Source organism: Marinobacter salinisoli (assembly GCF_017301335.1).
Taxonomy (GTDB): domain Bacteria; phylum Pseudomonadota; class Gammaproteobacteria; order Pseudomonadales; family Oleiphilaceae; genus Marinobacter; species Marinobacter salinisoli.
On the sequence record NZ_CP071247.1, the window covers coordinates 423,649 to 449,838 of the forward strand.

The 26,190-nt window shown below is 60.7% G+C and carries 27 protein-coding genes; 14 read left to right on the forward strand and 13 right to left on the reverse strand.

Features of this window, described 5'->3' with window-relative positions; all coding sequences use genetic code 11:
- Positions 1 to 92: 92 nt before the first annotated feature.
- Both LPB19_RS01960 and LPB19_RS01965 read left to right on the forward strand, forming a co-directional pair.
- Complete coding sequence (locus LPB19_RS01960; RefSeq protein WP_206644422.1) at positions 93 to 1,388, forward strand: pyridoxal phosphate-dependent aminotransferase; 1,296 nt, start codon at positions 93 to 95, stop codon at positions 1,386 to 1,388.
- A 54-nt stretch (positions 1,389 to 1,442) separates the two neighbouring features.
- Entirely contained in the window at positions 1,443 to 2,267 is an 825-nt protein-coding gene (locus tag LPB19_RS01965; protein WP_206644423.1) for an inositol monophosphatase family protein, read from the forward strand.
- Here LPB19_RS01965 and slmA read toward each other — a convergent pair.
- From slmA to LPB19_RS02010, 9 genes are all read right to left on the reverse strand, one after another.
- Positions 2,258 to 2,860 carry a nucleoid occlusion factor SlmA gene (gene slmA / locus LPB19_RS01970; RefSeq protein WP_206644424.1) on the reverse strand — a complete coding sequence of 201 codons (603 nt, stop codon included), beginning with the start codon at positions 2,858 to 2,860 and terminating at the stop codon, positions 2,258 to 2,260. The two genes, LPB19_RS01965 and slmA, sit on opposite strands and share 10 nt — an antisense overlap.
- A gap of 88 nt (positions 2,861 to 2,948) precedes the next feature.
- Positions 2,949 to 3,758 carry a thiazole synthase gene (locus LPB19_RS01975; RefSeq protein WP_206644425.1) on the reverse strand — a complete coding sequence of 270 codons (810 nt, stop codon included), beginning with the start codon at positions 3,756 to 3,758 and terminating at the stop codon, positions 2,949 to 2,951.
- 60 nt (positions 3,759 to 3,818) lie between these two features.
- Positions 3,819 to 4,019 carry a sulfur carrier protein ThiS gene (thiS, locus tag LPB19_RS01980; protein WP_206644426.1) on the reverse strand — a complete coding sequence of 67 codons (201 nt, stop codon included), beginning with the start codon at positions 4,017 to 4,019 and terminating at the stop codon, positions 3,819 to 3,821.
- A 10-nt stretch (positions 4,020 to 4,029) separates the two neighbouring features.
- Positions 4,030 to 4,428, reverse strand: a complete 399-nt coding sequence (locus LPB19_RS01985; RefSeq protein WP_206644427.1) for a DUF423 domain-containing protein — start codon at positions 4,426 to 4,428, stop codon at positions 4,030 to 4,032.
- Positions 4,429 to 4,456: 28 nt separating this feature from the next.
- Positions 4,457 to 5,257 carry a symmetrical bis(5'-nucleosyl)-tetraphosphatase gene (locus LPB19_RS01990; RefSeq protein WP_206644428.1) on the reverse strand — a complete coding sequence of 267 codons (801 nt, stop codon included), beginning with the start codon at positions 5,255 to 5,257 and terminating at the stop codon, positions 4,457 to 4,459.
- Positions 5,250 to 6,083: a 16S rRNA (adenine(1518)-N(6)/adenine(1519)-N(6))-dimethyltransferase RsmA gene (gene rsmA / locus LPB19_RS01995; protein WP_206644429.1), complete on the reverse strand. Its 834-nt coding sequence runs from the start codon at positions 6,081 to 6,083 to the stop codon at positions 5,250 to 5,252. The genes LPB19_RS01990 and rsmA overlap by 8 nt, the downstream gene beginning before the upstream one ends.
- Positions 6,080 to 7,090, reverse strand: coding sequence for a 4-hydroxythreonine-4-phosphate dehydrogenase PdxA (gene pdxA, locus LPB19_RS02000; protein WP_206644430.1), 1,011 nt, complete (start codon positions 7,088 to 7,090; stop codon positions 6,080 to 6,082). The genes rsmA and pdxA overlap by 4 nt, the downstream gene beginning before the upstream one ends.
- The gene (locus LPB19_RS02005; RefSeq protein WP_206644431.1) at positions 7,087 to 8,430 is read right to left on the reverse strand and encodes a peptidylprolyl isomerase; all 1,344 of its coding nucleotides are present in this window, start codon (positions 8,428 to 8,430) and stop codon (positions 7,087 to 7,089) included. The genes pdxA and LPB19_RS02005 overlap by 4 nt, the downstream gene beginning before the upstream one ends.
- Positions 8,431 to 8,489: 59 nt before the next feature.
- Positions 8,490 to 10,856, reverse strand: a complete 2,367-nt coding sequence (locus LPB19_RS02010) for an LPS-assembly protein LptD (RefSeq protein ID WP_206644432.1) — start codon at positions 10,854 to 10,856, stop codon at positions 8,490 to 8,492.
- Between the two features lie 267 nt (positions 10,857 to 11,123).
- On the opposite strand from LPB19_RS02010, the gene LPB19_RS02015 reads away from it, so the two are divergent.
- The 9 genes from LPB19_RS02015 to trpC all read left to right on the forward strand — a co-directional run bounded on the left by LPB19_RS02015 (position 11,124) and on the right by trpC (position 19,363).
- On the forward strand, positions 11,124 to 12,158 hold the full coding sequence (locus LPB19_RS02015; RefSeq protein WP_206644433.1) for an aminoglycoside phosphotransferase family protein: 1,035 nt from the start codon (positions 11,124 to 11,126) through the stop codon (positions 12,156 to 12,158).
- Entirely contained in the window at positions 12,155 to 12,835 is a 681-nt protein-coding gene (murU, locus tag LPB19_RS02020; protein WP_206644434.1) for an N-acetylmuramate alpha-1-phosphate uridylyltransferase MurU, read from the forward strand. Before LPB19_RS02015 ends, murU begins: the two co-directional genes overlap by 4 nt.
- A 4-nt stretch (positions 12,836 to 12,839) precedes the next feature.
- Positions 12,840 to 13,601: a co-chaperone DjlA gene (locus LPB19_RS02025; protein ID WP_206644435.1), complete on the forward strand. Its 762-nt coding sequence runs from the start codon at positions 12,840 to 12,842 to the stop codon at positions 13,599 to 13,601.
- A gap of 176 nt (positions 13,602 to 13,777) precedes the next feature.
- Positions 13,778 to 14,461, forward strand: coding sequence for a ribulose-phosphate 3-epimerase (gene rpe, locus LPB19_RS02030; RefSeq protein ID WP_206644436.1), 684 nt, complete (start codon positions 13,778 to 13,780; stop codon positions 14,459 to 14,461).
- Positions 14,461 to 15,150: a phosphoglycolate phosphatase gene (locus tag LPB19_RS02035; RefSeq protein WP_206644437.1), complete on the forward strand. Its 690-nt coding sequence runs from the start codon at positions 14,461 to 14,463 to the stop codon at positions 15,148 to 15,150. Before rpe ends, LPB19_RS02035 begins: the two co-directional genes overlap by 1 nt.
- Positions 15,151 to 15,392: 242 nt before the next feature.
- Positions 15,393 to 16,880, forward strand: a complete 1,488-nt coding sequence (trpE, locus tag LPB19_RS02040; RefSeq protein WP_206645651.1) for an anthranilate synthase component I — start codon at positions 15,393 to 15,395, stop codon at positions 16,878 to 16,880.
- Positions 16,881 to 16,895: 15 nt separating this feature from the next.
- Entirely contained in the window at positions 16,896 to 17,474 is a 579-nt protein-coding gene (locus tag LPB19_RS02045) for an aminodeoxychorismate/anthranilate synthase component II (protein WP_206644438.1), read from the forward strand.
- Between the two features lie 26 nt (positions 17,475 to 17,500).
- Complete coding sequence (gene trpD / locus LPB19_RS02050) at positions 17,501 to 18,529, forward strand: anthranilate phosphoribosyltransferase (RefSeq protein WP_206644439.1); 1,029 nt, start codon at positions 17,501 to 17,503, stop codon at positions 18,527 to 18,529.
- 12 nt (positions 18,530 to 18,541) lie between these two features.
- A complete protein-coding gene (gene trpC, locus LPB19_RS02055; RefSeq protein WP_206644440.1) occupies positions 18,542 to 19,363 on the forward strand; it encodes an indole-3-glycerol phosphate synthase TrpC in 822 nt (273 codons plus the stop codon).
- A gap of 161 nt (positions 19,364 to 19,524) precedes the next feature.
- Here the strand turns inward: trpC and LPB19_RS02060 are convergent, their stop codons facing one another.
- The 3 genes from LPB19_RS02060 to LPB19_RS02070 are packed head-to-tail and all read right to left on the reverse strand — an operon-like array spanning position 19,525 to position 21,502.
- Positions 19,525 to 20,139 (reverse strand): DUF4202 domain-containing protein, encoded by a 615-nt coding sequence (locus LPB19_RS02060; RefSeq protein ID WP_206644441.1) that lies wholly within the window; start codon positions 20,137 to 20,139, stop codon positions 19,525 to 19,527.
- 44 nt (positions 20,140 to 20,183) lie between these two features.
- A complete protein-coding gene (locus LPB19_RS02065) occupies positions 20,184 to 20,849 on the reverse strand; it encodes a glutathione S-transferase family protein (protein WP_206644442.1) in 666 nt (221 codons plus the stop codon).
- A gap of 35 nt (positions 20,850 to 20,884) precedes the next feature.
- On the reverse strand, positions 20,885 to 21,502 hold the full coding sequence (locus LPB19_RS02070) for a glutathione S-transferase family protein (RefSeq protein WP_206644443.1): 618 nt from the start codon (positions 21,500 to 21,502) through the stop codon (positions 20,885 to 20,887).
- 316 nt (positions 21,503 to 21,818) lie between these two features.
- On the opposite strand from LPB19_RS02070, the gene LPB19_RS02075 reads away from it, so the two are divergent.
- From LPB19_RS02075 to LPB19_RS02085, 3 genes are all read left to right on the forward strand, one after another.
- Positions 21,819 to 22,790, forward strand: a complete 972-nt coding sequence (locus tag LPB19_RS02075) for an ABC transporter substrate-binding protein (protein WP_206644444.1) — start codon at positions 21,819 to 21,821, stop codon at positions 22,788 to 22,790.
- Between the two features lie 100 nt (positions 22,791 to 22,890).
- Complete coding sequence (locus LPB19_RS02080) at positions 22,891 to 23,925, forward strand: ABC transporter permease (RefSeq protein WP_206644445.1); 1,035 nt, start codon at positions 22,891 to 22,893, stop codon at positions 23,923 to 23,925.
- Positions 23,926 to 23,935: 10 nt separating this feature from the next.
- On the forward strand, positions 23,936 to 24,994 hold the full coding sequence (locus tag LPB19_RS02085) for a betaine/proline/choline family ABC transporter ATP-binding protein (protein WP_206644446.1): 1,059 nt from the start codon (positions 23,936 to 23,938) through the stop codon (positions 24,992 to 24,994).
- A 69-nt stretch (positions 24,995 to 25,063) separates the two neighbouring features.
- Here the strand turns inward: LPB19_RS02085 and LPB19_RS02090 are convergent, their stop codons facing one another.
- A complete protein-coding gene (locus LPB19_RS02090; protein ID WP_206644447.1) occupies positions 25,064 to 26,050 on the reverse strand; it encodes an META domain-containing protein in 987 nt (328 codons plus the stop codon).
- Between the last annotated feature and the right edge of the window lie 140 nt (positions 26,051 to 26,190).

Below are 26,190 nucleotides of genomic sequence, written 5' to 3' on the forward strand. Positions count from 1 at the left end.
AAAAATACGGCAACCACTTATCTGGCCTTGCCAACAAGCCAGGTTTGGTCCCATATACTGGTCTGGACACTTTTTCACCGCAGACTGGACATATGGATATCCAAACCGAACACCGCTACGCCATCAACCTGAACGTCCGGGGCATCCAGCCTTCCTCAACCCTCCGCATCAATGAACTGAGCAACCAGCTCAAGGCCGAAGGCAAGGAAATCATCAAGCTGGGCCTGGGGCAGTCCCCGTTCCCGGTACCTGACCGGGTGGTAAAAGCACTGCAAGCGCACGCGCACGAAAAGGACTACCTGCCGGTAAAAGGTCTGAAAGGCCTGCGCGAAGCCATTGCCGGCTACATCAATCGGGGGGCAAAACTGCGCTGCACCTGGGAAGACGTGCTGATCGGCCCGGGCTCCAAGGAGCTTCTGTTCATCCTGCAACTGGCCTATTACGGTGACCTGCTCATTCCCCGCCCGAGCTGGGTGTCGTACGCCCCCCAGGCGCGCATCATCGGGCGTTCGGTGCACTGGTTGCCGACCCACGCCGAGAATAACTGGCAACTGACGGCCGAGGAACTGGATATCATCTGCCGGGATGACCCTACCCGGCCGCGCATCCTGATCCTGAACTACCCCTCCAATCCCACCGGCTGCACCTACACCGAAGACCAGCTGTTGGCGATCGCCAATGTGGCGCGGAAATACCGGCTGATCCTGTTGTCGGATGAAATTTACGGCGAGGTGCACTTCGAGGGTAAGCACAAATCCATTGCCCGCTATTACCCGGAGGGCACCATCATCAGCACCGGTCTGAGCAAGTGGGCCGGGGCCGGTGGCTGGCGCCTGGGTACCTTCATATTTCCGCCCGAACTGCGCCCGCTGCTGGATGCCATGGCCATCATCGCCAGCGAAACCTTCACCTCCACCAGCGCACCTATCCAATATGCGGCCATTCCTGCCTTCGAGGGCGGCGAAGACATCGAGGACTACCTGGTGCAATCCCGCCGGGTACTCAAGGTGATTGGTGAGTACGTCCATCGCCGGCTGACCGAGATGGGCGCCGAGGTCCAGAAGCCCGAGGGGGCGTTCTACCTGTTCCCGAACTTCTCTGCATTCCGGGACCAACTCGACAAACGGGATATCAAGACCAGCCAGGCGTTCTGCCAGGCGCTGCTGGAGAACACCGGGGTGGCCATCCTGCCTGCCAGCGACTTCGGTTTTGTACCGGACCACCTTGGTGCCCGCCTGGCGTTCGTCGACTTTGACGGTGCACAGGCGCTTGCCCTGGCGGCCACCGAATTTGCCGATGCAGAGCTGAATGACGCGTTTGTCCAGCAGGCCTGCCCGCGCATTGTGCTGGCCATGGACAAAATGGAGCGCTGGCTGGGCAGCCTCTGAGCCGCCCATGCTAGACTGGTGCCCTCATTTCCAGACCACACACCTGGGGGCACCGTGACCAACCCGACATCCGTCAACGAGATCACCGACTTCGCTGACAGCCTGGCCCGAGAAGCGGGTGAGCTGATCCGCCGCGAACGGGAACAGAATACCCTGCGCACGGATTACAAGGAGCAGACGGAGCTGGTCACCCATGCGGACGTGCTCGCCGACCAGCTGATCACCGCCGCCATCCGGAAACGTTTTCCCGGACACCGCATTCTATCCGAAGAAACCATGCCGGACCTGAGCCAGGCCGAGCACCTGGACACGCCGCTGTGGATCGTTGATCCCATCGACGGCACCGTAAACTATGCCTACGGGCACCCGCAGGTGGCGGTCTCCATTGCCTATGCGGAAAAAGGACGGGTTCAGGTGGGTGTTGTGCATGCGCCTTTTTCGAACGAGACGTTCCTGGCCCGCCGGGGCAACGGGGCGACACTGAACGGCAACAGCATTCAGCACAGTGGCGCGACGGAACTGCGCCAATCACTGTTTGCCACCGGCTTCCCCTACACCAAGGACAACCTGCAACCGCTGGTGAGCCGGTTGGACGCCATGATTCACCAGTGCCGGGATTTGCGCCGTATCGGTTCCGCTGCTCTGGATATCTGCTGGGTAGCGTGCGGGCGACTGGACATCTACTACGAGAACGTGAGCCCCTGGGATTTTGCCGCGGCCCGGCTGATTGCCATCGAGGCCGGCGCTAAAGCCGGCCATTTCAGCGAGGTGCCCGAGGGCTACCCGGCGGATTTGTGGGGGCGGGATATCCTGATCTCCGCCCCGGCCATCTGGCAGCCGGTGCGTGACTTGCTGCGCTCAGCCTCGGGCTACGCGTAGGCCGGCTGAGCCCAGACACTGTCGGCCATCAGGCCCCAGCTTTCATCCAGATCAGCAGACGGCAGGCGGGTAAAGGACGAGCGAATAAAGCGCTGGATTCTGCCTTCCATGAACACCAGAACAAACTCGGCACCACGGGCCGGACTGGTCCGGGGCCGAACCCCCTGCCGGATGTCACCCTCTTTCAGGATCTGCCGGACCTGGGTTTCCAGACGCTCGAAAAACTGGGACGCGCGCTTGCGCAGCGTTTCGTTCTCGCCCATCAGGGCATCACCGGTCAACACGCAGCACAAACCAGGGTTGCGCTCGGCGAACACCAGCACAAGGTTCACCAGTTGCTGCAGGCGAACCGTGACGTCGTCCTGCTCCTGAAGAATGACCTGACAGCGGGTGAACACCGCGTCCTCGGCAAATTCGATCAGCGCTTCAAACATCTTGCGCTTGCTGGGAAAGTGCCGGTATAGCGCCGCTTCGGTAACACCTACGGATTTTGCCAGGCCGGCGGTGGTGATGCGGGCACCCGGATCTTTTTCTAACAACTCCACCAAGGCATGGAGAATCGCCTCACGGCGACTGGTTTTCTGGTCGGTCATAACAGGACTGCACTGCTCTGATGTTCGTGAACTGGGCCGGCTGCTACGCCAGCCCGGAATGACTCAAGAAAGGGAATTGTGCACCAGATCAGAAAAAGGTGCCATCAATCGGAGAGGAAGCGCTGGCGTAAAGTTTCTTGGGCATGCGCCCGGCAAGGTAGGCTTCTCTTCCAGCATCAATGGCATAGCGCATGGCGCGGGCCATCCGAACGGGCTGTTTTGCCTGCGCGATGGCGGTGTTCATGAGAACCCCATCACACCCGAGTTCCATCGCGATGGTGGCGTCTGACGCCGTGCCCACGCCCGCATCCACCAGCACCGGCACCTGAGCATTTTCCACAATCAGACGGATATTGTAGCGGTTCTGGATGCCCAGCCCCGAGCCGATGGGCGCCCCCAGCGGCATAATGGCGATGCAGCCCATTTCCTCCAGGCGCTTGGCCAGCAGAGGGTCATCCGAGCAGTAGACCATGACCTTGAAGCCATCGTTGACCAACGCCTCCGCCGCAACCAGGGTTTCGGGCATGTTCGGGTACAGGGTTTTCTCTTCCCCCAGCACCTCCAGCTTGATCAGGTCGTGGCCATCCAGCAGCTCCCGCGCCAGCTTACAGGTACGCACGGCATCCCTGGCGGTGTAGCAGCCAGCGGTGTTAGGCAAGATGGTGTAGCGCTCGGGAGAAATAACATCCAGAAGATTGGGCTCATCCGGGTTTTGCCCGAGGTTGGCGCGCCGCACCGCAACGGTCACAATCTCTGCACCACTGGCATCGATGGCCTGTCCGGTTTCGTCCAGATCCCGGTATTTGCCGGTCCCCACCAGCAAGCGTGACTGGTAGTGGCGGCCGGCAATAATCAGGGGTTTATCTTCAGGCAGTGTGTTTTGCTGCGAATCGTTCATAACCGTCCTGTCTGGTCTGTTGTGTTCGACACCACCGGGCATCTGAGGCCAACAGGTGAATTACCCGCCGCCGATGGCCTGGACCACTTCTACCCGGTCTCCGTCGCGGAGATTAAACGTCTGGTGCTGGCTGCGAGGCACGATAGCCTCGTTCACCTCCACCGCCAGCCGGCGGCCAGTCAACGCCAGTTGCTCGATCAGGGTTCCGACCGTTGCCTCAGGAGGCAATTGCGTCGGCTCGCCGTTCACTTCTACCTGCATGCACCTCACCTCAGCGTTTTGCCGTTGGGCTCATCAGCCCGGGCCGACGCAGGGCCGAAACCACCATCAGCGCCCAACCCACCAGGAAACACACACCACCCACCGGCGTCAGCGGCCCGACCCAGCGAAGCTCGGTCAGTACCAACAGATAGAGACTGCCACTGAATAACAACGTGCCGGCGACAAAAAAGCCCGCTGCCACTGCCAGCAAACGCCGGTTGAGTCCGGCCCCCGACAACAGCGCCACCACGATCAGAGCGATGGCATGGTAGAACTGGTAGGTGACGGCTGTCCCGAAAACCTCCAGCCCCCGGGCATCCAGAACCGCGCGCAACCCGTGTGCACCAAGGGCGCCCGCCATGACAGCGGTCATCGCCAGCAACGCGCCCAGGATCAGGGGAGGTATCATCAACCCGGACCCTTCAGGGTGGCTGTGCTCAGCAATCACAACGCAGTTTCTCCCCGGTATCCAGATTCATCAGAGTCAGGGCCCCACCCCAGACGCAGCCGGTGTCCAGACCAACGAAGCGGTCCTGACCGGTATTGCCGTCCAGCGCCGCCCAATGCCCGAACACGACCCGCACATCGTCATCGCGGGGAAACTCAAACCACGGCGCGTATCCTTCAGGGGCCGTTTCGACCCCCTCCTTGGAGGTCAGCTCCAGCGCGCCAGCATCGGAAACGAAGCGCATGCGGGTGAGGTAGTTGGTGATCACCCGCCAGCGGTCGGTGCCTTCCAGTTCGTCGCTCCAGCAATCCGGTTCATTGCCGTACATATGTGTGAAGTAGGACTCGGCGTCGTTGCCACGGATCACAGCCTCCACTTCGCCGGCCAGCGCCATTGCCTGGGCTACGCTCCAGATGTGGGGAATGCCCGCATGGCTCATCACCAGATTGCGCTTTTGGTCATGAAGGCACAGATGCTGCTGCCGCAGCCAGGCCAGCAGTCGCTGGTGATCTGGTGCCTCAAGAATATCCGCCAGGGTATCTTTCTTGCGCAGCCGATGGCCACCGATGGCCACCGCCAGAAAATGCAGATCGTGATTACCCAGAACCACCTTCGCGGACTCGCCCAGCTGCTCAATGAAACGAAGGGTGTCCAGCGACGACGGCCCGCGGTTAATCAGGTCCCCGGCGACCCAGAGACAGTCCCGCGACGGCGAGAATGATACCGTGTCCAGTACCGTTCGAAGCTCGTCGTAACAGCCCTGAATGTCGCCGATGGCGTAGTCAGTCATTACTTACGTCCTGAACGTCGTCGTGAGCGCTTTTCTGGTCCGCCAGAAAGTCGGCAATGGTGACGTAATCCGCCAGGGTGAGGTTTTCCGGGCGCAGCCCGTCATTGATGCCCAGAGCCTGCAACTGCTCGGCCGTCACCAGGCCGCCAAGCGCCTTGCGCAGGGTTTTGCGGCGCGCATTGAACGCTGTGCGCACCACCGACTGCAGCAAACCCAGCTCCTTGGCGGGATGGGGCAATTGTTGGTGAGGCACCAGCCGGACAATGGCGGAATCCACTTTCGGCGCCGGCCGGAAAGCCCCCGGCCCGACCTCGAACAGCGGCTGCACCTTGCAAAAGTACTGCGCCATAATGCCCAGCCGGCCATAGTTGTTATCCCCGGGCATGGCCGCCAGCCGCTGCACCACTTCTTTCTGCAGCATGAAGTGCATGTCTTTCACCACCCCGGCCTGCTCCAACAGATGGAAAATCAGCGGCGTGGAAATGTTGTAGGGCAGATTGCCGACGATGCGCAGCGGCTTGCCGTCCTGCACCAGCTGGCTGAAGTCGAATTTCAGGGCGTCCGACTCGTGGATACGAAATTCCGGATAGTTGAAGAACTTGGTGCGCAGTACCGGAATCAGATCGCGGTCCAGTTCCACCACCTGCAGGGTCGGATTGACCGCGAGGATCTCTTCGGTCAGTGCGCCCAGCCCCGGGCCGATTTCCACAATGGCATCGTCCGGCTTGGGGTTGATGGAACGGACAATGCGTTCGATAACACCCGGGTCGTGCAGGAAGTTCTGGCCAAAGCGTTTTCTGGCCTGGTGACCGCCTTTATTACTCACGAGTTTGGTCCTCGGTTCACGGTTTTTCGGCACCGGGCCATCTGGGCGCCGACGCGGATTGCAGTATGCAGACTGCCGGCATCGGCGTTGCCGGTGCCGGCCAGGTCCAGAGCGGTGCCATGGTCGACCGAGGTACGGACAATCGGCAGCCCCAACGTGACGTTCACCGCCCGGCCAAAACCCTGGTATTTCAGTACCGGCAGCCCCTGATCGTGATACATCGCCAGCACCGCATCAGCCTGATCCAGCCAGTGTGGTGTGAACAGGGTGTCGGCAGGTAGCGGACCGATCAGGTTCAGGCCCTCGGTGCGCAAGTGCTCCAGGGTGGGCTCGATGGTGTCCAGCTCTTCGCGACCAAGGTGCCCGCCCTCCCCGGCGTGCGGGTTCAGGCCGGCAACCAGAATGCGTGGCTGCTCGATGGCGAAGAAGGCCTTCAGGTCGGTATCGAGGATTCGGGCCACCTGGCTCAGCCGTTCAGGGGTAATCGCCGCCGACACGTCCTTCAGGGGCAAATGGGTCGTCACCAGCGCCACTCTCAGGTCATCGGTCGCCAGCATCATTACTACCCGCTCCACCCCGCACAGATCCTGCAGGAATTCTGTATGACCGCTGAATTCAATGCCCGCCTCGTTGATCACGCCCTTGTGAACCGGTGCAGTAACCATACCGTCAAACGCCCCGTTCAGGCAGCCGTTGGCCGCGGTTTCCAGCGTTCGCAAAACATAGGCGCTGTTGGCCGGGTCCAGCCTGCCGGCATCCACCGAGGCGCAACCGGGCACATCGAGCACCGACAAAGCACCGGCCGAGAATGTCGGCTCCTGGCCCGGCGCCCAGTCATGCAGCGCCACCGGCAACCCGAGCAACCGCGCCCGGGCCTCCAACAACTGTTTGCTGGCGACGACCACCAGCCCGGCCTCACGAGGCCGGACTGCCAGTTGCAGACAGAGTTCCGGCCCGATGCCTCCGGGCTCGCCCGCGGTCAGGGCCAGAATGACGGGATCAGTCATGATTCGGTATTGGCTTCCTCGGCGATGTCGGTGTCTGCGTACTCACCCTTGAATTCGATAAAGGCCTCGTCCTGGATTTCCCGCAGCCAGTTCTGCAGCTCCGCCTCGAACTTACGACGGTAGATAGCCTGACGGGCTTCGGATTGACGCATTTCACCACTGATATCTTTCTGACGACGTTCCTGCACCTGCAGGATGTGCCAGCCAAACTGTGACCGGAACGGCCCCTTCAGCTCACCAATGCCGGCCTCCAGCATGGCCTGCTCAAACTCGGGCACCATTTGACCCTGACTGACCCAGCCCAGGTTGCCACCATCGGACCCCGATACCGGGTCATCGGAAAATTTCTTGGCCAGTTCGGCAAAATCGGCGCCGTTCTCAAGCCTGCGGTAAAGGTCCCGAATCTTCGCTTCGGCCTGGGCGTCGGTAACCGCCTCGGACGGGCGAATCAGAATGTGACGGGTCTTGTGCTGCTGCACCAGCTGCTGCTTGTCGCCGCCGCGCTGATCCATCACCATCACCAGATAGAAACCGGTGTTGTTTTCCAGCACCCGGGAAGGCACGCCTACCGCCAGCTCCGGCACCACCGGTGCAATCAGAGACGGCAACTGACTTTCCGTCCGCCACCCCATGTCGCCGCCCTCAAGGGCATTGCTGGCATCGGATTCCGCCACTGCCACCTCGCGGAAATCACGGCCCTCGAGCATCTGCTGGCGTAATCCTTCGGCTTTTTCCCGCGCCGCGGCAACGGACTGCTCGCTACCCTGGTCTTCCACCTCAATGAGAATATAAGCCAGGCGATATTCGGCGCTGTTCTCACCCCGGCTTTCCAAAGCGCTCAGGTAGTTTTCGACTTCACGCTCGGTCACCCTCACCCGGTTGCCAACCCGGCGCTGCTGCACCCGGCTGATCAACATTTCGGTACGGATCTGATCCCGGGCCTGGCGGAAGCTGACACCCTCCACGGCCAGCTGCTGCTCGAACTGGGCCATGGTCATGCCGTTGCGGCGCATGATATTGGCCATGGTTTCATTCAGCTCGTTATCGCTGATCCGCATGCCCATTCTTTCCGCCATCTGTAGCTGGATAGACTCGGTTATCAGCTGTTCCAGAACCCGGGTTTCCAGCGCATCTCTCGGCGGAAGCCCGGTACCCTGCGCCTGAAGACGGTTAGCAATGGTGGCGACCCGGTTTTCCAGCTCGGTCTGGAGGATGACGTCGTCATCCACAATCGCAACGACCTGATCCAGCAGCTTGCGTTCCGCCTGCGCCGAGACGCTCAGAGCCGTCACCGCAATCAGCAACAATGTTTGAACAACCTGGCGAACAGTCGCCTTCATAAACACCTCTTGTACACAGTGAACTACGGGCGGAATACCCGGTTTAGTCAAGACGGGAATCAGGGAGTTCCAAACCGGCGACGTTCCCGTTCATCGAACCCGTAAAGGGCTTCGGCAATTCTGCTGGATGCGCCGCCGGTGCCCCCGAGTCCCTTGAGCTGAATCTGGAACAGCAAACGGGTATCCAGCTCGCGATCGTCGGTCAGGTAATTCTGGTGAATCACCTGGAAACTCCAGCAACAATTGTTGTATTCAAGGCCGGCCAGCGACCCGACAGTGCGGTCCAGCTTGGAGTCATACACCCAGCGGCCGATCAGACTAACACGATCAGTGACCGGCACAACTGCCGCCACATCAGACTGTTCGATATCGCTCTTGCGGTAGGTATGGCCCACACTGGCCAGGTAACGGTAGTCGTCAGAGTAGTAGACGAGCTGGCTGCGCCCTTCCTCGGTTTCCCCGGTTTCGGCGTCCCAGAGCCCGGAAGATCGGATTTCCAGATTATCAACCGGATACAGCGCAGCCTCGCCCGCCAGTGGTGATCGGCTCCGGGTGGCGTCGCCCTGGCCAAACAGCGTCACTTCGCGATCGGAAAAATACTGCACCTGGCCAACGCTGAACCGGGCCCGTTCCGCACCGGTCATCAGGTCGTTAAAGCGGCTGGTCACCGCCACCGTTAACTGATTGGCGTCACCGACCCGGTCGCCTCCGGTGAAGCGGTCCGGCTGGAACAACTGATCGAAGCGAAAGGTCTGCAGGTCGGTATCGAAGTCCGGGATGTCGTTCTGGTCGGCATCGGCATCCGACCAGGCGTAATACAGCCGCGGCTCAAAGGATTGATTGTAGGGCACGTCAAACAGCGTGGAGCGGCGGTCGAAGTAGAGCCCGCTATCCCACTCGGCGATGGGCACGGTCCGATCAAAGCTGCCGTCACCCAGGGTGTAATCATCCAGGTCGTAACGGGTGTAATCCAGGCTCACCGAAGGTCGGGCGAAGCCCCAGATGGCGCGCATGGGCACCGCCAGTTCGGGCACCGCCCGCACCCGCTGGCCATTGGCCCGGTCCAGTCCCGTCAGGTTGTCGTTGTCCCGTTCAAACCAGGTGTACTGGCTCTCCAGTCCGGCTTCCAGCCAGCCGATATCCCGCACCGTGCCGTACAACACGTCTGGCAGCTGGGCGTAGGGCTTGTCGACGTCCGCAATGCGCTCGCTGATGGTCTGGTAATCACTGAGGTAGGCATCGAAATACTGCACCCGATCCCGGTAGCGGAAGCCACCGCGACGCTCCAGGTGGGTGGCCTGATTGATGTCGAGACTGCGGTTCAGATCGCTCAGGTAATCCTCATCACTGACCACGGAATAGTCGCCGTAACCCGTCCACCCACTGCGGAACCGGGCCAGCGTAGAGGCATCCAGTGCCCACCGCTCGCCGCTTGCTCCGGGATTTTCCTGCTTGTAGAAGGAATCGTTACCGATGTAACCCAGCTGCAGGTTGGTCTGGCCCAGCGAGGTGAGATACCGACCTTCCGCCTCGGTAAACAGCCCGCGGCCATGAATGTACTGGGGCGTCAGGGTGGCGTCATAGTGAGGAGCCAGGTTGAGGTAGTACGGCAGTGCAATAAAGCCGCCGCTATCCGCACTGGAGGAACCGAACTGGGGGTAAAGGAAGCCCGTCTTGCGGCGGTCATCAATGGGAAAGCTGGCCCACGGCCAATAGAACACCGGCACATCCAGTACCTCCAGGCGCAGATGCCTGGCGGTTCCGAAGCCCTCGGCACGATCCAGCTCGATGTCCGAGGCAACAATGGCCCAGTCATTCTGGCCCGGGCCACAGGTGGTCAGCATGCCGTCGGTAATCAGGACCTGATTATTGCTCAGCCGGGTAAGGCTGCCGGCGCTGCCCCGCATTTCCTGCTCGTGCAAAAGAAAGGTCGCGGCATTCAGGTCAAACTGCCCGGAATCCACGTTGTACCGGGCGGTGTCGCCAGTCATCAGGAAGCCGTCACCCCGGCTAATCAGCCCACCATCCACCGAGACCGTGCCTTCGGTCTGGCTGTAGCGCGCCTGCGAACCCTGCACCTCGAAACTGCCCTGGCGCACCCGGACATCACCCTCCAGGTACAGCGTCTGGTCAATTTCATAACGGGCATTCAGACCACTGGCTTTGAGCGGCTGCTCACTGTTGTCAGTATCCCCCTGAACGGCACCGGTCGCCGCGCCCGAAGGCAGATAGCCACCATCGCAGAACACCGGCAAGGTGGCCTGTACCGACTCCGGCAGTTCCGCCCGTGGCCGCCAATCGATTTCCGCAGCGCTACGCGAGGGTTCCTGCTGTGCCTGAACAGTCGATACGCCGCCCAGCGCAGCCAGCACAAGACTGCCCCACCGGGACGCTGATGTCAGCAGACGGCTTTGTAGGATTGGCACAGTAACGGGTCCCTGTTGCAGAAAAGAAGTGGGCCGGGTAAGAAATTCAGGCGCCTAGTTTACACGGGCCCTGAGGGCTTGTTAACGGAAACCCCGCCGGTGACGGCGAATCGACAAAACAGCAACCCAGGACAGCCGGCACAGGCCTGCGCGCTCCCGGCCCGTCCCGCGCGGTCATGCCACCGGAAGCGACTAGTCAGCGTCCGATGGGTCTGCTAACTTTCGCTGACATTCATTCGCCAACATTTCAGGATAGCAGTCCCTATCATGGATTCCCGTCTGCAGTTGCTGACCGACTGGGTCAGACAGTTCCCCGGCCTAGAACAGGCGGTTGCTGAACCGGTCTCCGGTGACGCCAGTTTTCGACGCTATTTCCGGGTTCGGAAACTCGGGGACAATGGCCAGTCCACGCCGTTGATCGTCATGGACGCTCCGCCGGAACACGAAGACTGCGCACCCTTTGTGGCCCTGGCCCACCACTGGCACCAGCATGGCGTTGGCGTGCCGGATATCTTGCAGGAAGACTTGGACCAGGGGTTCCTGCTGCTGGAAGACCTCGGCGACGACCTGATGCTGGGCCAGCTGACACCCGACACAGCAGACAACCTGTATCGCGGCGCGCTGACCGAACTGGTGGACATCCAGCAACTGACGGCGCCCGCGCAGTACCCGCTGCCCGCCTACGACAGCGCTCTGCTGGACCGGGAGATGGCCCTGTTCCCGGACTGGCTGCTGGAGCAGTACCTCGGCCTGAGCCTGGGCAACAGCGAGCGGGCACTGCTTGAGACCACCTTTGCCTTCCTGCGCGAGAGCGCGCTGGCGCAACCAGAGGTTACTGTCCACAGGGACTACCACTCCCGCAACCTGCTGGTTCGCCCCGGCACCAACCGGCCCGGCGTGATCGACTTTCAGGATGCCGTAACCGGCCCGATCACCTACGACGCGGTTTCCCTGCTCAAGGACTGCTATGTCCAGTGGCCGGAAGAGAACATTTGCGACTGGCTGGCGTTCTTCCGCACGCAGAGCGCCGAAGCCGGGCTGCACCGGGCCGACCAGGAAACGTTCCGGCAGTGGTTTGAGCTGATGGGCATGCAGCGCCACCTCAAGGCGGCCGGCATCTTTGCCCGCCTGTGCATTCGCGATGGCAAACAGGGTTACCTGGCGGACATCCCGCGTACCGTGGGCTACCTGAAAACGGCCAGCGCCCGCCAGCCAGCCCTTCGGCACTTCCACGACTGGCTGACCGAGGTTGTCATTCCCGCTATTGAACAGCGCATCGCCCCAGTGCCGGAACAACCATGAGAGCCATAGTGCTGGCGGCCGGCAAAGGCGAACGGATGCGGCCGCTGACCCTGACCACCCCGAAACCGTTGCTCCGGGCCGGGGGCAAGCCACTCATCGTGCACCATCTGGAGCACCTGCACCGGGCCGGGTTCCGGGACGTGGTGATCAACCATGCCTGGCTGGGCGAGAAGATTGAACAGGCCCTGGGCAACGGACAGCAGTTTGGGCTGCGTCTGCATTATTCGCGCGAGGGCGAACCTCTGGAAACCGCCGGCGGCATTGCCCGCGCCCTGCCCATGCTGTTGGATGAAGGCGATGACTGGTTCCTGGTGGTGAACGGCGACGTCTGGAGTGACTTCGAGTTTTCCCGTTTAACCCCGCCGTCACGGGGCGATGCCCTGCTGGTCATGACCGACAATCCCGCCCACCACCCGGAGGGCGACTTTCATCTAGACAACAGTGGTTTACTGGATGAAGATAAGTCGCCGAAGCTGACATATACTGGTATCAGCCTGCTGCATCGCCGCCTGTTCGAGGGCCTGGACGAACACTCCGGGAAACTCGGGCCGGTTCTGCGACGGGCGATGCGCAACACACAGGTACACGGGCTGTACCACCCCGGCCAATGGGTCGACGTGGGCACACCGGAACGACTCAGGGAACTGGACGAACAACTCCAGAACAGGGAGCTTTAATACGATGGAGGAAAGCCCGCAGCAGCCGGTCCTGCCGCGTCGCACGGAGGCGGAGTTCACCAGCCTGTTGCGGGAGTTGTCCGCCTGTGGCCACCAGACCACAACCTTGCTGGAACGGGTGCAGCTACCTTCCTGGAGCCGCCAGCCGCTGTTCGTTTACCTCGGCTACATTGCCAAGTCCGAAGGCCGGGTTACCGAAGCCGACATCAGCTACGCTGAGGGCGTGATCAAGGCCCTGCGCCTGTCCCGCCGGCAACGCCGGAAGGCGATCACCTGGTTCCAGGACGGTAAGTCCGCGGAGAGCCTGCCACCCAGAACCGGCTTTGCCCTGCGTCTGACCCGGCGCCTGTGGCCGGGACCGGCGCTGACTGTCGCACTGTGTCTGTGCCACGCCTCGCAACTGAACGGTCGCCCGTCCCGCCCGCGACGCTACCGCTGTGAAGACGCGATCGACCAGATTGGTCTGCCCGTAACCGTCAGCGATGACATTTTCGACAGCTACGCGCGCAAGGTCTGGATCCGTTACGCCGAGAACCTTGCGCCCCCGGCCAGCTATGACCAGGCCTGCAAGCTTCTCGGGGTTACCCGGCGAGACTCCCTGCCCATCATCAAGCGCGCCTACAAACGCAAGGTGTCCGGCTGTCATCCGGATAAACTGTCGCAGCAAGGGCTGACCCTGGAAGAAGCCGAGCGAGCCAAAGAGCGCCTGCTTCGTTATCAGCAGGCCTGGGAGCTGGTCAAGCGGCGACACCGGATTGCCCGATAAGCGGACTGTGGACGTACATAACGTAGCGATTCAGGCCATCAGGGCCGAACTGGTTTTGCCCCAGGGCACTGAGAAACGCCCGGCAAGCTGTTAAACTAGAGCGCACTTTTCCGTGGCAGGAAAACCGGCCACGGATCCGAAACGGATTCGCGCACACAGTTACCGAGAGAGCCTTCATGAACCCATATCTCATTGCACCATCGATCCTGTCTGCCGACTTTGCCCGGCTCGGAGAAGAGGTTGATCACGTTCTCGCAGCCGGCGCGGATATCGTGCATTTCGACGTCATGGACAACCACTATGTGCCCAACCTCACCATCGGGCCCATGGTGTGCGAAGCCTTGCGCAAACACGGCGTCACCGCCCCCATCGACGTTCACCTGATGGTGTCTCCGGTCGACGACCTGATTCGCATGTTCATCGATGCCGGCGCCAGCTACATCACCTTTCATCCGGAAGCCAGCAACCACATTGACCGCTCCTTGCAGCTGATCCGTGACGGTGGCTGCAAGGCCGGCCTGGTGTTCAACCCGGCCACGCCGCTGCACCACATGGACCATGTCATGGACAAGCTCGACATGGTGCTGCTGATGTCGGTCAACCCGGGTTTTGGCGGCCAGAAGTTCATTCCGGGCACCCTGGACAAGCTGCGGGAAGCCCGGCGGCGCATTGACGAGAGCAACTACAACATCCGCCTCGAAATAGACGGCGGCGTGAAGACCGACAACATCCGTGAAATCGCCGAAGCCGGCGCGGACACCTTTGTGGCCGGTTCCGCCATCTTCAACACCGACGACTACAAAGCCACCATCGACGCCATGCGCCAAGAGCTGGAGCAGGCCCGCGGGAGCCTGGCCTGATGAGCCTGTCTGGCCTTTTTAATGCCAGATGGCCCGGCGTCGCCCTGTTTGATCTGGATGGCACCCTCGTTGACAGCGCCCCGGACCTGACCGCCGCGGTAGATCAGATGCTGGCACACCTGGGTCGGTCGCCCGCCGGCATCGACCGGGTGCGCCAATGGGTGGGTCACGGTTCTCCCATTCTGGTTCGACGGGCTCTGGCCGGAAACATCGACTGGGAGCCGCCCCGCTCCAAAGACGACGCCCTGTTCAACGATGCGCTGAACATTTTTTACCACTGCTACGGACAGATAAACGGCCAGCACGCCAAGGTCTACGAGGGCGTAGAGTCCTGCCTTTACCGGCTCAAAGAGCATGGTTGCCGGCTGGCTGTGGTCACCAACAAACCGGAACAGTTTATTGCGCCCCTGCTGAAACGGCTGCATCTGGACCATCACTTCGACATCCAGATTGGCGGCGACACCCTGCCCCAGAAAAAGCCGCACCCCTCTCCCCTGATCCACGCCATGGAAGAACTTGGCGGGACTCGGGGCACCACCGTCATGGTCGGTGATTCGGACGCCGACGTGTCGGCCGCGCAGGCCGCCGGCATTCCCTGCGTGGCGGTCCGGTACGGGTATAACTTTGGCAAGCCGATAGACGCCCTGGGCGCCGATGCCGTTGTTGATTCACTGGCCGAGCTTTTGTAAGCTCGCTAGTCACTTACACAGATTCAATCGATGGGGAGATTCCTGCCGTGCAGGGACTGAAGCGAACTGCGACGCGAGGTATTCTTACCTCCCGCGCGACACGATGGTGGCGATGGCGCACTGGCTGATAAAAGCCCCGCGACCTTCAGGCGCATGCCTGTCGGTTTCGCACACACCCGGCAGTTACCGGACCGAATCGTTGACTGCCCCGGACAGCAGTTCAGACTTCAGGAAAACCCATGATGACCCCCGAGCAATTTACCAAGCTCGCCCAAGACGGCTTTAACCGCATTCCCGTCCACCGTGAAGTGCTCGCGGACCTGGACACGCCCCTGAGCACCTATCTGAAACTGGCCAGCGGCCCATACTCGTATCTGTTCGAGTCCGTTCAGGGCGGTGAAAAATGGGGCCGTTACTCGATCATCGGCCTGCCCAGCCAGGAAATCCTGAAGGTGTTCGATCATCGCATCGAAGTTCGCCGCAACGGGCATCTGGTGGAGCAGTCCGAGGTCGACGATCCGCTGGCTTTCGTCGAGGAATACCAGGCCCGATTCAAGGCCCCGGATCTGGACCATCTGCCACGCTTCAACGGCGGCCTAGTGGGTTACTTTGGCTACGACACCGTGCGCTACATCGAAAAACGTCTGCGCCAGAGCTGCCCGCCAGACAAGATCGGAACGCCGGATATCCTGCTGATGGTGTCGGACGAAATCGTGGTGTTCGATAACCTGCGCGGCAAGCTGCATCTGATCGTGCACGCCGATCCTGCCGTCGATGGCGCCTTCGACAAAGCTCAGGCCCGTATCGATGAACTGGAGAACCGGCTGCACCGGCAGACCTCCAACGCGCCGCGCACCCCGGAGCACCTGCGTGGCAAAACCGTGGATGAAAGCGATTTTGTGTCCGGTTTCAGCCAGGAAAAATTCGAAGCCGCCGTAGGCAAGATCAAGGAATACGTGCTCGACGGTGACGTCATGCAGACGGTCATCTCCCAGCGCATGTCCATTCCCTTCGAGGCGCCGCCACTGAACCTGTACCGCTCACTCCGGGTGCTGAATCCGTCGCCGTACATGTACTTCCTCGACCTGGACGATTTCCATATTGTCGGCTCGTCGCCGGAAATTCTTGCCCGGGTGGAAGATGACGAAGTCACCGTGCGCCCCATCGCCGGCACCCGCAAGCGCGGCGCGACGGATGCTGAAGACAACGCCCTGGAATCTGAGCTGTTGGCGGACCCGAAAGAAATTGCCGAGCACCTGATGCTGATCGATCTGGGCCGTAACGATGCCGGCCGTGTGTCGGAAACCGGCACCGTGCGCCTGACCGACAAGATGATCGTCGAGCGTTACTCCCATGTGATGCACATCGTCTCCAATGTCACCGGCCGACTGCAAGACGACACAAGCTGCCTGGACGTGCTGCGGGCGACCCTGCCGGCCGGCACCCTCAGTGGTGCCCCGAAGATTCGTGCCATGGAAATCATTGACGAACTGGAACCGGTCAAGCGCGGTGTCTACGGCGGCGCGGTCGGCTATCTGTCGTTCAACGGCAACATGGACACCGCCATTGCCATTCGAACGGCGGTGATCAAGGACAACACCCTGCACATCCAGGCAGGGGCTGGCGTGGTGGCGGATTCCGTGCCCCGCCTCGAGTGGAAGGAAACCATGAATAAAGGTCGGGCCATTTTCCGGGCCGTCGCCATGACCTACAACGATTTCGACCACTGAGGCGGAGGAAAGATTATGTTGCTGATGATCGATAACTACGATTCCTTCACCTACAACGTGGTGCAGTACCTGGCAGAGCTGGGCGCCGATGTGCAGGTATACCGGAACGACGAAATCACCATCGAAGAAATCGAAGCGCTGGCACCAGAGCGCCTGGTAATTTCCCCTGGCCCCTGTACGCCCAACGAGGCCGGCATATCCATGGACGCCATCCGCCACTTTGCCGGCAAACTGCCGATTCTGGGCATCTGCCTGGGGCACCAGTCCATCGGGCAAGTGTTCGGCGGCGACATCATTCGGGCCGGCAAGGTCATGCACGGCAAGGTATCCCCGGTGTATCACCAGGACACCGGCGTGTTCCGCGGCCTGAACAATCCGCTGCAGGCAACCCGTTACCACAGTCTGGTGATCGACAAGAACACCCTGCCCGACTGCCTGGAAGTCACTGCCTGGACCCGTCAGGAAGACGGCTCCATCGAGGAAATCATGGGCGTGCGTCACAAGACCCTGGCCATCGAAGGGGTGCAGTTTCACCCCGAATCCATCATGACCGAGCAGGGCCACGAGCTGCTGCGCAACTTCCTGCGCAGCTGAACCCGACCATCAAGAGGCCGCAACACATGGACATGAAACAAGCACTGAACCGCATCGCCTCCAACCTGGACCTGTCCCGGGATGAGATGAAACAGGTGATGCGGATCGTCATGCAGGGCGAGGCCACCGACGCCCAGATCGGGGCCTTCCTGATGGGCCTGCGCATGAAAAGCGAAACCATCGACGAGATCACCGGCGCCACCGAAGTCATGCGCGAACTGGCCACTGGCGTTAAGGTCAACGCCGAGCCGCTGATCGATATCGTCGGCACCGGCGGTGACGGCGCCAACCTGTTCAACGTGTCCTCAGCCGCAGCCTTTGTGGTCGCCGCCGCCGGCGGCCATGTCGCCAAGCACGGCAACCGCGGTGTGTCCTCCAGCAGCGGCAGTGCCGACCTGATTGAGAAAGCCGGCATCAACCTGAACATGACGCCGGAACAGGTGGCCCGCGCCATCGAGGAAATCGGCGTGGGCTTCATGTTTGCGCCGGCCCATCACGGAGCCATGAAACACGCCATCGGCCCACGCAAGGAAATGGGCTGCCGAACCATATTCAATATCCTTGGCCCCATGACCAACCCGGCCGGGGTCAAGCGCCAGCTGCTGGGTGTGTTCACCCGCGAACTCTGCCGTCCGATGGCGGAAGTGCTTCAACGCTTGGGCTCCGAGCACATCATGGTGGTGTGTGCCCGCGATGGCCTGGACGAAATCAGCCTGGCCAGCCCGACCTACGTGGCCGAACTGAAAGACGGCAACATCACTGAATACGAGATCACACCAGAGGACCTGGGCATTCAGAGCCAGTCGCTGGTGGGCCTGGCGGTGGACTCCGCCGACGAATCCCTGAAGCTGATCCGTGCCGCCTTTGGCCGGGGCCACGACGACATGGCCGAAAAAGCCCGTGACATGATCGCCCTGAATGCCGGCGCGGCGATCTACGTCGCCGGTTTGGCCGACACCCCGAAAGCCGGTGTGGACATGGCCCTGGACGCCATCGGATCTGGCCTCGCGGCCGGCAAGATGTCTGAGCTGTCCGATTTTTCCAAGTGCTTCTGAGCGACACCCGAGATGACTGACCGACATAATGACCGCACGCCCACCATCCTGCGCAAGATTGTTGAGCGCAAGTGGCAGGAAATTGATGAGCGCAAACCCAGGGTTGCACTGGCTGACCTCAAAGCACGGGCGGCCGACCAGCCGCCGGCACGGGGCTTCGCGGACGCCATGGGCCGCGCCGTCGGTCAGCGCCAGCCTGCGGTGATTGCCGAAATCAAGAAAGCGTCCCCCAGCAAAGGCGTCCTCCGGGACCCGTTCGAGCCGGCGGCCATTGCCGAAAGCTACGAGCGAGGCGGTGCCACCTGCCTGTCGGTTCTGACTGACCGGGACTTCTTCCAGGGCAGCGAAGACTACCTGCAGGCCGCCCGCGCCGCCTGCTCACTACCGGTCATCCGCAAAGACTTCATGGTAGCGCCCTACCAGGTCTACGAAAGCCGGGCCATCGGTGCCGACTGCATCCTGCTGATCGCCGCCTGCCTGACCAAAGACCAGATGCAGGAACTGGAAGGTATTGCTCATGAGATTGGTCTGGACGTACTGGTGGAAGTCCACAACGGCGAAGAAATGGACGACGCCCTGACTCTGACTACCCCGTTGGTAGGCATCAATAATCGCAACCTGCATACCTTCGAGGTATCACTGGACACCACCTACACATTGCACGAGCGGATTGGTTCAGAGCGCCTGGCGGTGACCGAAAGCGGCATCATGACCCGTGATGACGTCGTCGCCATGACGGACAGAGGGATCTACGGGTTTCTGGTGGGTGAATCGTTCATGCGGGCAGACCAGCCCGGTGAGAAACTGAAAGAACTGTTCTTCCCGGCAGGCTAACGACCACAGTCAGATCTAGCCAGCGGGTCAGGCCTGCGAAAATCGTGATGCGCCAAGGATGGCGCATCCGAGCCTACAAGGACGTATTCACGGCGTATTTTCGCCGGTCTGGGCCGCTGGCGCAGCCCCGAAAGCCAGACATTCATCTCATCAGGAGGCCATCAACTCTCCGGCTCCGCCAACGCCTCCTGCAAAAGCGCCAGCAAATGCTCCGGCATACCTTCCGCCAGCTTCAGCGCCGCCTCATGGCCCCGAGGTGACATCTTGCCCCAGGTCCGGCGCACAATACGCAACCACTTCTCCCGGTCGTAGTCCGCCTTTTCCTCGTAGAAATCGGCGAAGTATTTCTCCAGGAACACCATGCACGCCACATCCTCCAGCAACTGGGTGTCGGCGTCCTTGCGCAGCTCGCGTTTGGTCAGAATGGTTTCCACCCGCTCACACTCGGCGGCCTCATAACCACACTCGACCATAATCTCCGCCGCCCGCGCACCGTGCATGCGACCACAGGCCTGACGCCACTGGTAGTAGGCTTTGCGCCCTTCGGGGAAATCCGCGCGCGGCATGGTCCAGCGCTCAATATGCTGGGCCCGGCAGGCAATCTGCATCCGCTCCGACGGATTCGGCTCCAGCGCGAACAGCCATCGGGTCATATGCTGGCTGTACGCAAGCTCACGGGGCATCGACTCACCCTCAACCATTTCCTGATTCGGGTCCGCACGATTGGCGCTGTCGATCTTTTCCAGTGCACAGGTCAATTGTGCTGAGGTGGTCATGCCTTACTCCTGACTATCGTGTGGCTATCCGGGAACTGCCCGTGTCAGCGGGTCACCATGGTCTGCGCGTGCTGGATCAGCTCGTCCGGCTTCTTCGGCCGTTCCGGCCGGTGAATACCGACCCGGCAGCCCGGCCGTTCATAAAGCTCATCCATCCAGCGCTTCAGGTGCTCCAGGCCATCAATGGACACGCCTGACCAGTTGTACGTGCGCACCCAGCACCAGTTGGCGAAGTCGGCGATGGTGATTTCGTCACCTGCCAGATACGGAGACTCCGCCAGCCGGGTGTTCAACACCTCGAACAGCCGGCGACACTCATTGTGATAACGATCAATGGCAGCGGGAATTTTCTCCGGGAAATACCGGTAGAACACGTTCGCCTGCCCCATCATCGGGCCAATGCCGCCCATCTGGAACATCAGCCACTGCAACGCCCGCGACCGCAGCTTCGGATCGGTCGGGTAAAACTGGCCGTATTTTTCGGCCAGGTAAACCATGATGGCACCGGATTCGAAAACCACGAAGTCGTCGTTGTCCCGATCCACGATCACCGGAATTCGCCCGTTTGGATTCATGGCCAGAAATGCTGGCTTTTTCTGGTCTCCCTTGGATAGGTCCACGGGGATCAGATTGTATTCAACCCCCATCTCCTCGAGCAGCACAGACACCTTGTAACCGTTCGGCGTGGGCGACGTGTACAAATCAATCACGGCTCTCTCCTGTGTGATTGGTGACAAACCGCCATTCAGACCCGGGCGGATGGGCGTTCCTTGATCCGGTCAAACCAGGCCTGCAGGTTGGCCTGTTCGGGCTTGATGCGAATCTTGATCACCCGGGCAAACGCCACCGTGGTGAAGGCATTGATATCTGCGGCGGTAAACCGGTTGAAACAAATGTAGTCCTTGCCGTCCAGGTGCTGGTCCAGAAACGTCATGAACTTCTCAACCTGCTGCACACACTCTGCCCCCCACTCTTTAACGGGATTCATCCGGTCCTTGAAGTAACCGGTGCCGTGCTGGAAGCCCATGCCGGTGGGCAGGAAAAAGAACAGTTCGATCCAGCGCAGCCACTGTTCCAGTTGTGCCTTTTCCAGCGGGGTTTCGCCCAGCAGCTTGGGCGCGTCCGGATAGGCTTCCTCGAAATAGCGGCAAATGGCCATGGTTTCTGCGATGCAGGTGCCGTCATCCAGCTCCATCACCGGCACCTTCTTCATCGGATTGCGGGCGACAAATTCCGGCGTCAGGTTTTCGCCTTTTTCGATATCAATTTGAACAAACTCGGCCTCGTCCAGAAGGCCTTTTTCTGCCATGAACATGCGCACGCGGCGGGGATTCGGGGCGGTACTGGTCTCAAATATTTTCATTGTTGTTGACTCCATTCCGGACGGGTTGCTAGAGGACGGACGCTCGAATCACGCTTGAGCCTGCCGGGAACCGGCCGGCGCGTCAAGCACCGGCAATCCGGCCGGCGGGCCCGACACATTTTACATTTCAAAAAATCTTTAGGGTTGTAACTTTTTTCAGGATCTCTATCCTAAAAAATGAACATTCAAAATGGGATCAACGACTTGAGCAAACGTTTCCGGTTTCTCACAACACGTCTCCCCCTGATCGGTTCCGATCACGATCCCGTACTCTCCACTGTAACTTCCTATAAATCTAAGACTGACAGGAGAAGTCATGCGTAAACTTACATCGGCTGTATTGCTGTGCGCCGCTGCCGCGCCGTCCCTGGCGCAAGCGAACGAGTGTGGCGAAGTTTCCATTACCGAAATGAACTGGGCGTCCGCCTCGGTGGTCACCAACGTGGCCAAGTTCATCATGGAACAGGGTTACGGCTGTGACGTCGCCGTGGTGCCCTCCGACACCGTACCTGCGGTTACCTCCGTTGCCGAAAACGGCGAGCCGGATATCGTCACCGAGCTGTGGCTGAACTCCACCGGTGATGCTTACCAGCGCCTTGAGCAGGAAGGCAAAATCGAGCGCGTCAGCAAGGTTCTGGATCCCGGCGGCGTTGAAGGCTGGTGGGTTCCGACCTACCTGGTGGAAAAACACCCGGAGCTGAAAACAATCGAAGGCATCATGGCCAACCCGGAGCTGGTGGGCGCGCAGTTCAACAACTGTCCCGACGGCTGGGGTTGCCGGATTGTCAACGACAACCTGGTTGAAGCTCTGGACCTGGAAGCGTCCGGCATTGAAGTGTTCAACCATGGCTCTGGCGAAACCCTCGCATCGTCCATGGCAGCGGCGGTTCAGGACGAAGAAGCCTGGTTCGGCTACTACTGGGGCCCGACCGTTCCTCTGGGCAAGTTCGACATGACCCGCGTCGATCTGGGCGAGTATGACGCCGAGGCGCACTCTGCCAACCAGAACAAGGACAACGAAAACCCGAAGGTGTCCGACTTCCCGGCCGCCCCGGTGCTGACGTCGGTAACCAGCGACTTCCGCGAGCGTGAGCCGGAAGTGGTTGAGATGCTGAGCAAGATGACCTTCAAGACCGACACCATGAGCGCCGTCCTGGCCTGGAAGAGCGAGAACAACGCCTCTGCCGAGGAAGCCGCGGTGTACTTCCTGAGCAACAACACCGAGACCTGGAAGGAGTGGCTGAACGATTCAGCCCAGCAGAAGCTGGCCGCCATCCTCGGCAACTAATCCTTCCGCATCAAGACAGGGCCGCTAAGGCCCTGTCTGCTTTCAAGCGATCCCATTGATGCTTACCTGGCGACCCTAACGCGCAGGAAACGGATAGATCATGGCTACTTACGATTTTGTTTTTTCATCACTGGGTCTGGATGACTGGTGTGCTGCGGGCAAGAGCGACGGCCCCATGTCCATGGCGGACCTGCTGGCCAAGGCCAACGGAGGCAAACAGGAGGACACGTCGGTCTGGGACCTGCCCTTCCCCTCGATGGATGCACTGAACGAGGCCTGCCCCGCATTCCCTCAATCCCGGGAACTGACCAAGGGGCTGGAACAGGGCTTCCTCGACATCAAGGACAGCCTCAGCATTCTACTCGACCCGATTACCCAACCACTGAGCTGGGCGCTGGACGGCACTCTGTACGCCATGCTGAGCGCGCCCTGGTGGATTGTGATTCCTCTGTTGCTGGCCGTTGTGTTCGTGGTCAGTAAATCCTGGAAACTGGTAACGTTCGTGGCCATCAGTTTCCTGACGCTGGCGTTTATCGATTACTACGAATACGCCATGCAGACCCTTGCGATCATTTTCGTGTGTGCCTTTATCTGTGTCCTCCTTGGGGTGCCCATCGGCATCGCCATGTCCCGCAGCGACACGCTGCAGCGGATGACCATCCCGGTTCTCGATATGCTGCAGACCCTGCCGCCCTTCGTGTACCTGATTCCGCTGATTTTCCTGTTCAGCGTCACCGAATCCAAGCTGTACGGCATTGCCATCATCCTGTACGCCATCGTCCCGGTTATCCGGCTGACCAACCTCGGCATCCGGCTGGTGGACAAGGATGTCATCGAAGCCGCCGACGCCTTCGGTATGACGCCCCGGCAGAAACTGTTCAAGGTGCAGATTCCGCTGGCCCTGCCCAACATCATGGCGGGCGTGAACCAGACCATCATGATGAGTCTGGCGATGGTGGTGATTGCCTCGCTGGTCTCGGCGCCGGGCCTGGGGGTTCTGGTGTTGCGCGGCATCCGCAACCTCGAGTTGGGCGTAGGCCTGGTCTCGGGTCTGGGCATCGTGGCGCTGGCCGTGATTCTCGACCGGGTCACCAAGGCGTCGCTTGCGCGCATCAACGCCGCCCAGAAGCAGTGAGGATCGAGACATGGCAAAAAACATCAAGATTTCCATCAAGAACCTGTACAAGATTTTTGGCCCGACACCGGATGTGGGCCTGGAGTACGTCAAACGCGGCATGGACAAGAACGACCTGCTGGAAAAGCAGAACCATGTGCTTGGCCTGAAGGACATCAACGTGGACATGCGCGAGGGCGAGATCACCGTGATCATGGGGTTGTCCGGCTCCGGCAAGTCCACCCTGATTCGGCACCTGAACCGGCTCATTGAACCAACCGCCGGTGAAATCCGGTTCGACGGCGAAGACGTGCTGAACTACGGCGAGGAAGACCTGCGTAAGCTGCGCCGTGAACGCATGTCCATGGTGTTCCAGAAGTTCGCGCTGCTACCCCATCGCACGGTACTGGAGAACGCCGGTATGGCCATGGACGTTCGCGGCTTCAAAACCGCGGACTTCGAAAGCGAGGCCCGCAAGTGGCTGGCGCGTGTCGGCCTGGAAGGCAATGAAAACCAGTATCCGCATCAGCTGTCCGGCGGGATGCAGCAGCGGGTGGGTATTGCCCGTGCGCTGGTCTCCAACGCTCCGGTGATGCTGATGGACGAAGCCTTCTCGGCACTGGACCCGCTGATCCGTTCGGATATGCAGGACCTGCTGCTGGAGCTTCAGGAAGAGCTGCAAAAAACCATCGTGTTCATCACCCACGACCTGGACGAAGCGCTGAAACTGGCGGACCACCTGGTCATCCTGAAAGACGGCGAAGTGGTGCAGCAGGGTGACCCTCAGGAGATTCTGCTGAACCCCAACGACCCGTACATCGTCGATTTCATCAGTGACATCAACCGGGCCCGTGTGCTGCGGACCCGCTCTGTGATGACCGAAGGGATAGATGCCAACCTGGATTACGCCGGCGATGTGTCCGATCAGGACAACCTGGAAACGGTGCTCTCCCGATCCCGGGGTGACACCACACTGGCGTTCCGCGTCGTTCGCAATGGGGAGCCGGTAGGCACACTGGACATGAAAGCCCTGACACGGGCGCTGGTGCCAACCGAGGCGTCCAGTGAACGGGAAAAGCGCTCGGCCTGAGCCGTCCCGACAGTAAAAAGCCCCGGCCTGACGGTCCCGGGGCTTTTTTGGGTCAGTCCGACCGGAGCATCACTCCAGCGTGGGATCAACCATATCGGAGGGGAATGCCTTGATCATCTCCCCCTCCCGCGTCGTCAACAGCAGCTCGCCGAAACGCCCGATGCGAATCGAGGACACCCGGTCCAGCAATTCCAGAAACCGGTCTTCCTGCAACATCAGTTCGGGTGAGCACGCCATCCGCGAACTGATCAGCTGGCTGAAATCCACACCGCCCTCGCCGTCCAGCAGATAGGTGCCGGAGTACCGATTACAGGACGCCATCCCCGCAATCCGGTTGCCGTTCAGGAACGTGATCGTCATGCGCGAGCGATCAAGCGGCTCGGTTTTCGCCAGGTCACCCACAATCCACTCCGCGCCCAGGTACAAGCGCTCGGGGTTACCGCCACAGCCACCGTACACAATATCGTCCAGTGCCAGCCACGCCTGGTTGGGATATTGCGCACCGGACATGGTGTCCTGACACAGCTGGCGCGCAACGGTCAGGGTCACATTCATGCCGTCGCCAGCTGCCACGAACTGGCGCCCGTGACGATCCGCCTTACTGAGCTTGGCCGGCAGGCGCAAGGTGGTCTTTTCCTCAAGCGGTCGATCAACAATCAATTCATCGCCAATCACCCGGGCTTGCCAGTAGGGTTCATTACCGGCAGCGCGAAACGGCATTTCTATGGCGCCCGGAGGCAGGCATTCCGGGTACTGCTGGCCCCGAATGGTGAGCAGCGCCGTCTCACCGGTGCGCAGGAACCGCGTGCTCTCGTTACCCGGAGCCACATACAGCTCACCACCGTCGCTCTCGGCCGGTTTCAGCAACAACTGCTGGTTCAGATACTCAATCGTCAGCAGTGGGTTGTCCTCGGCCGCCAGAACATTGATGTTCAGCTGGCCGCAGGCATAGGTATTCTCAGCCTTGAACTGGGTTTCCGGTGTGCTCTGGCAGGCCGATAACAGCAGGCCGAGCGTGGCCACGACCGGAACAGCCAAGAGGTATCGTGAGCGCATAAGCCGATTCCTTGATGTTGAAACCATACCGCACAGTGTAAAACCCGTGCCGAATAGCAGCCATCGGTTCTGACTCGAACCGCGCATGCGATCCGGGCCTTCTTATCCGGACGCGAGCCGATTATGCTAGGACCACAGCA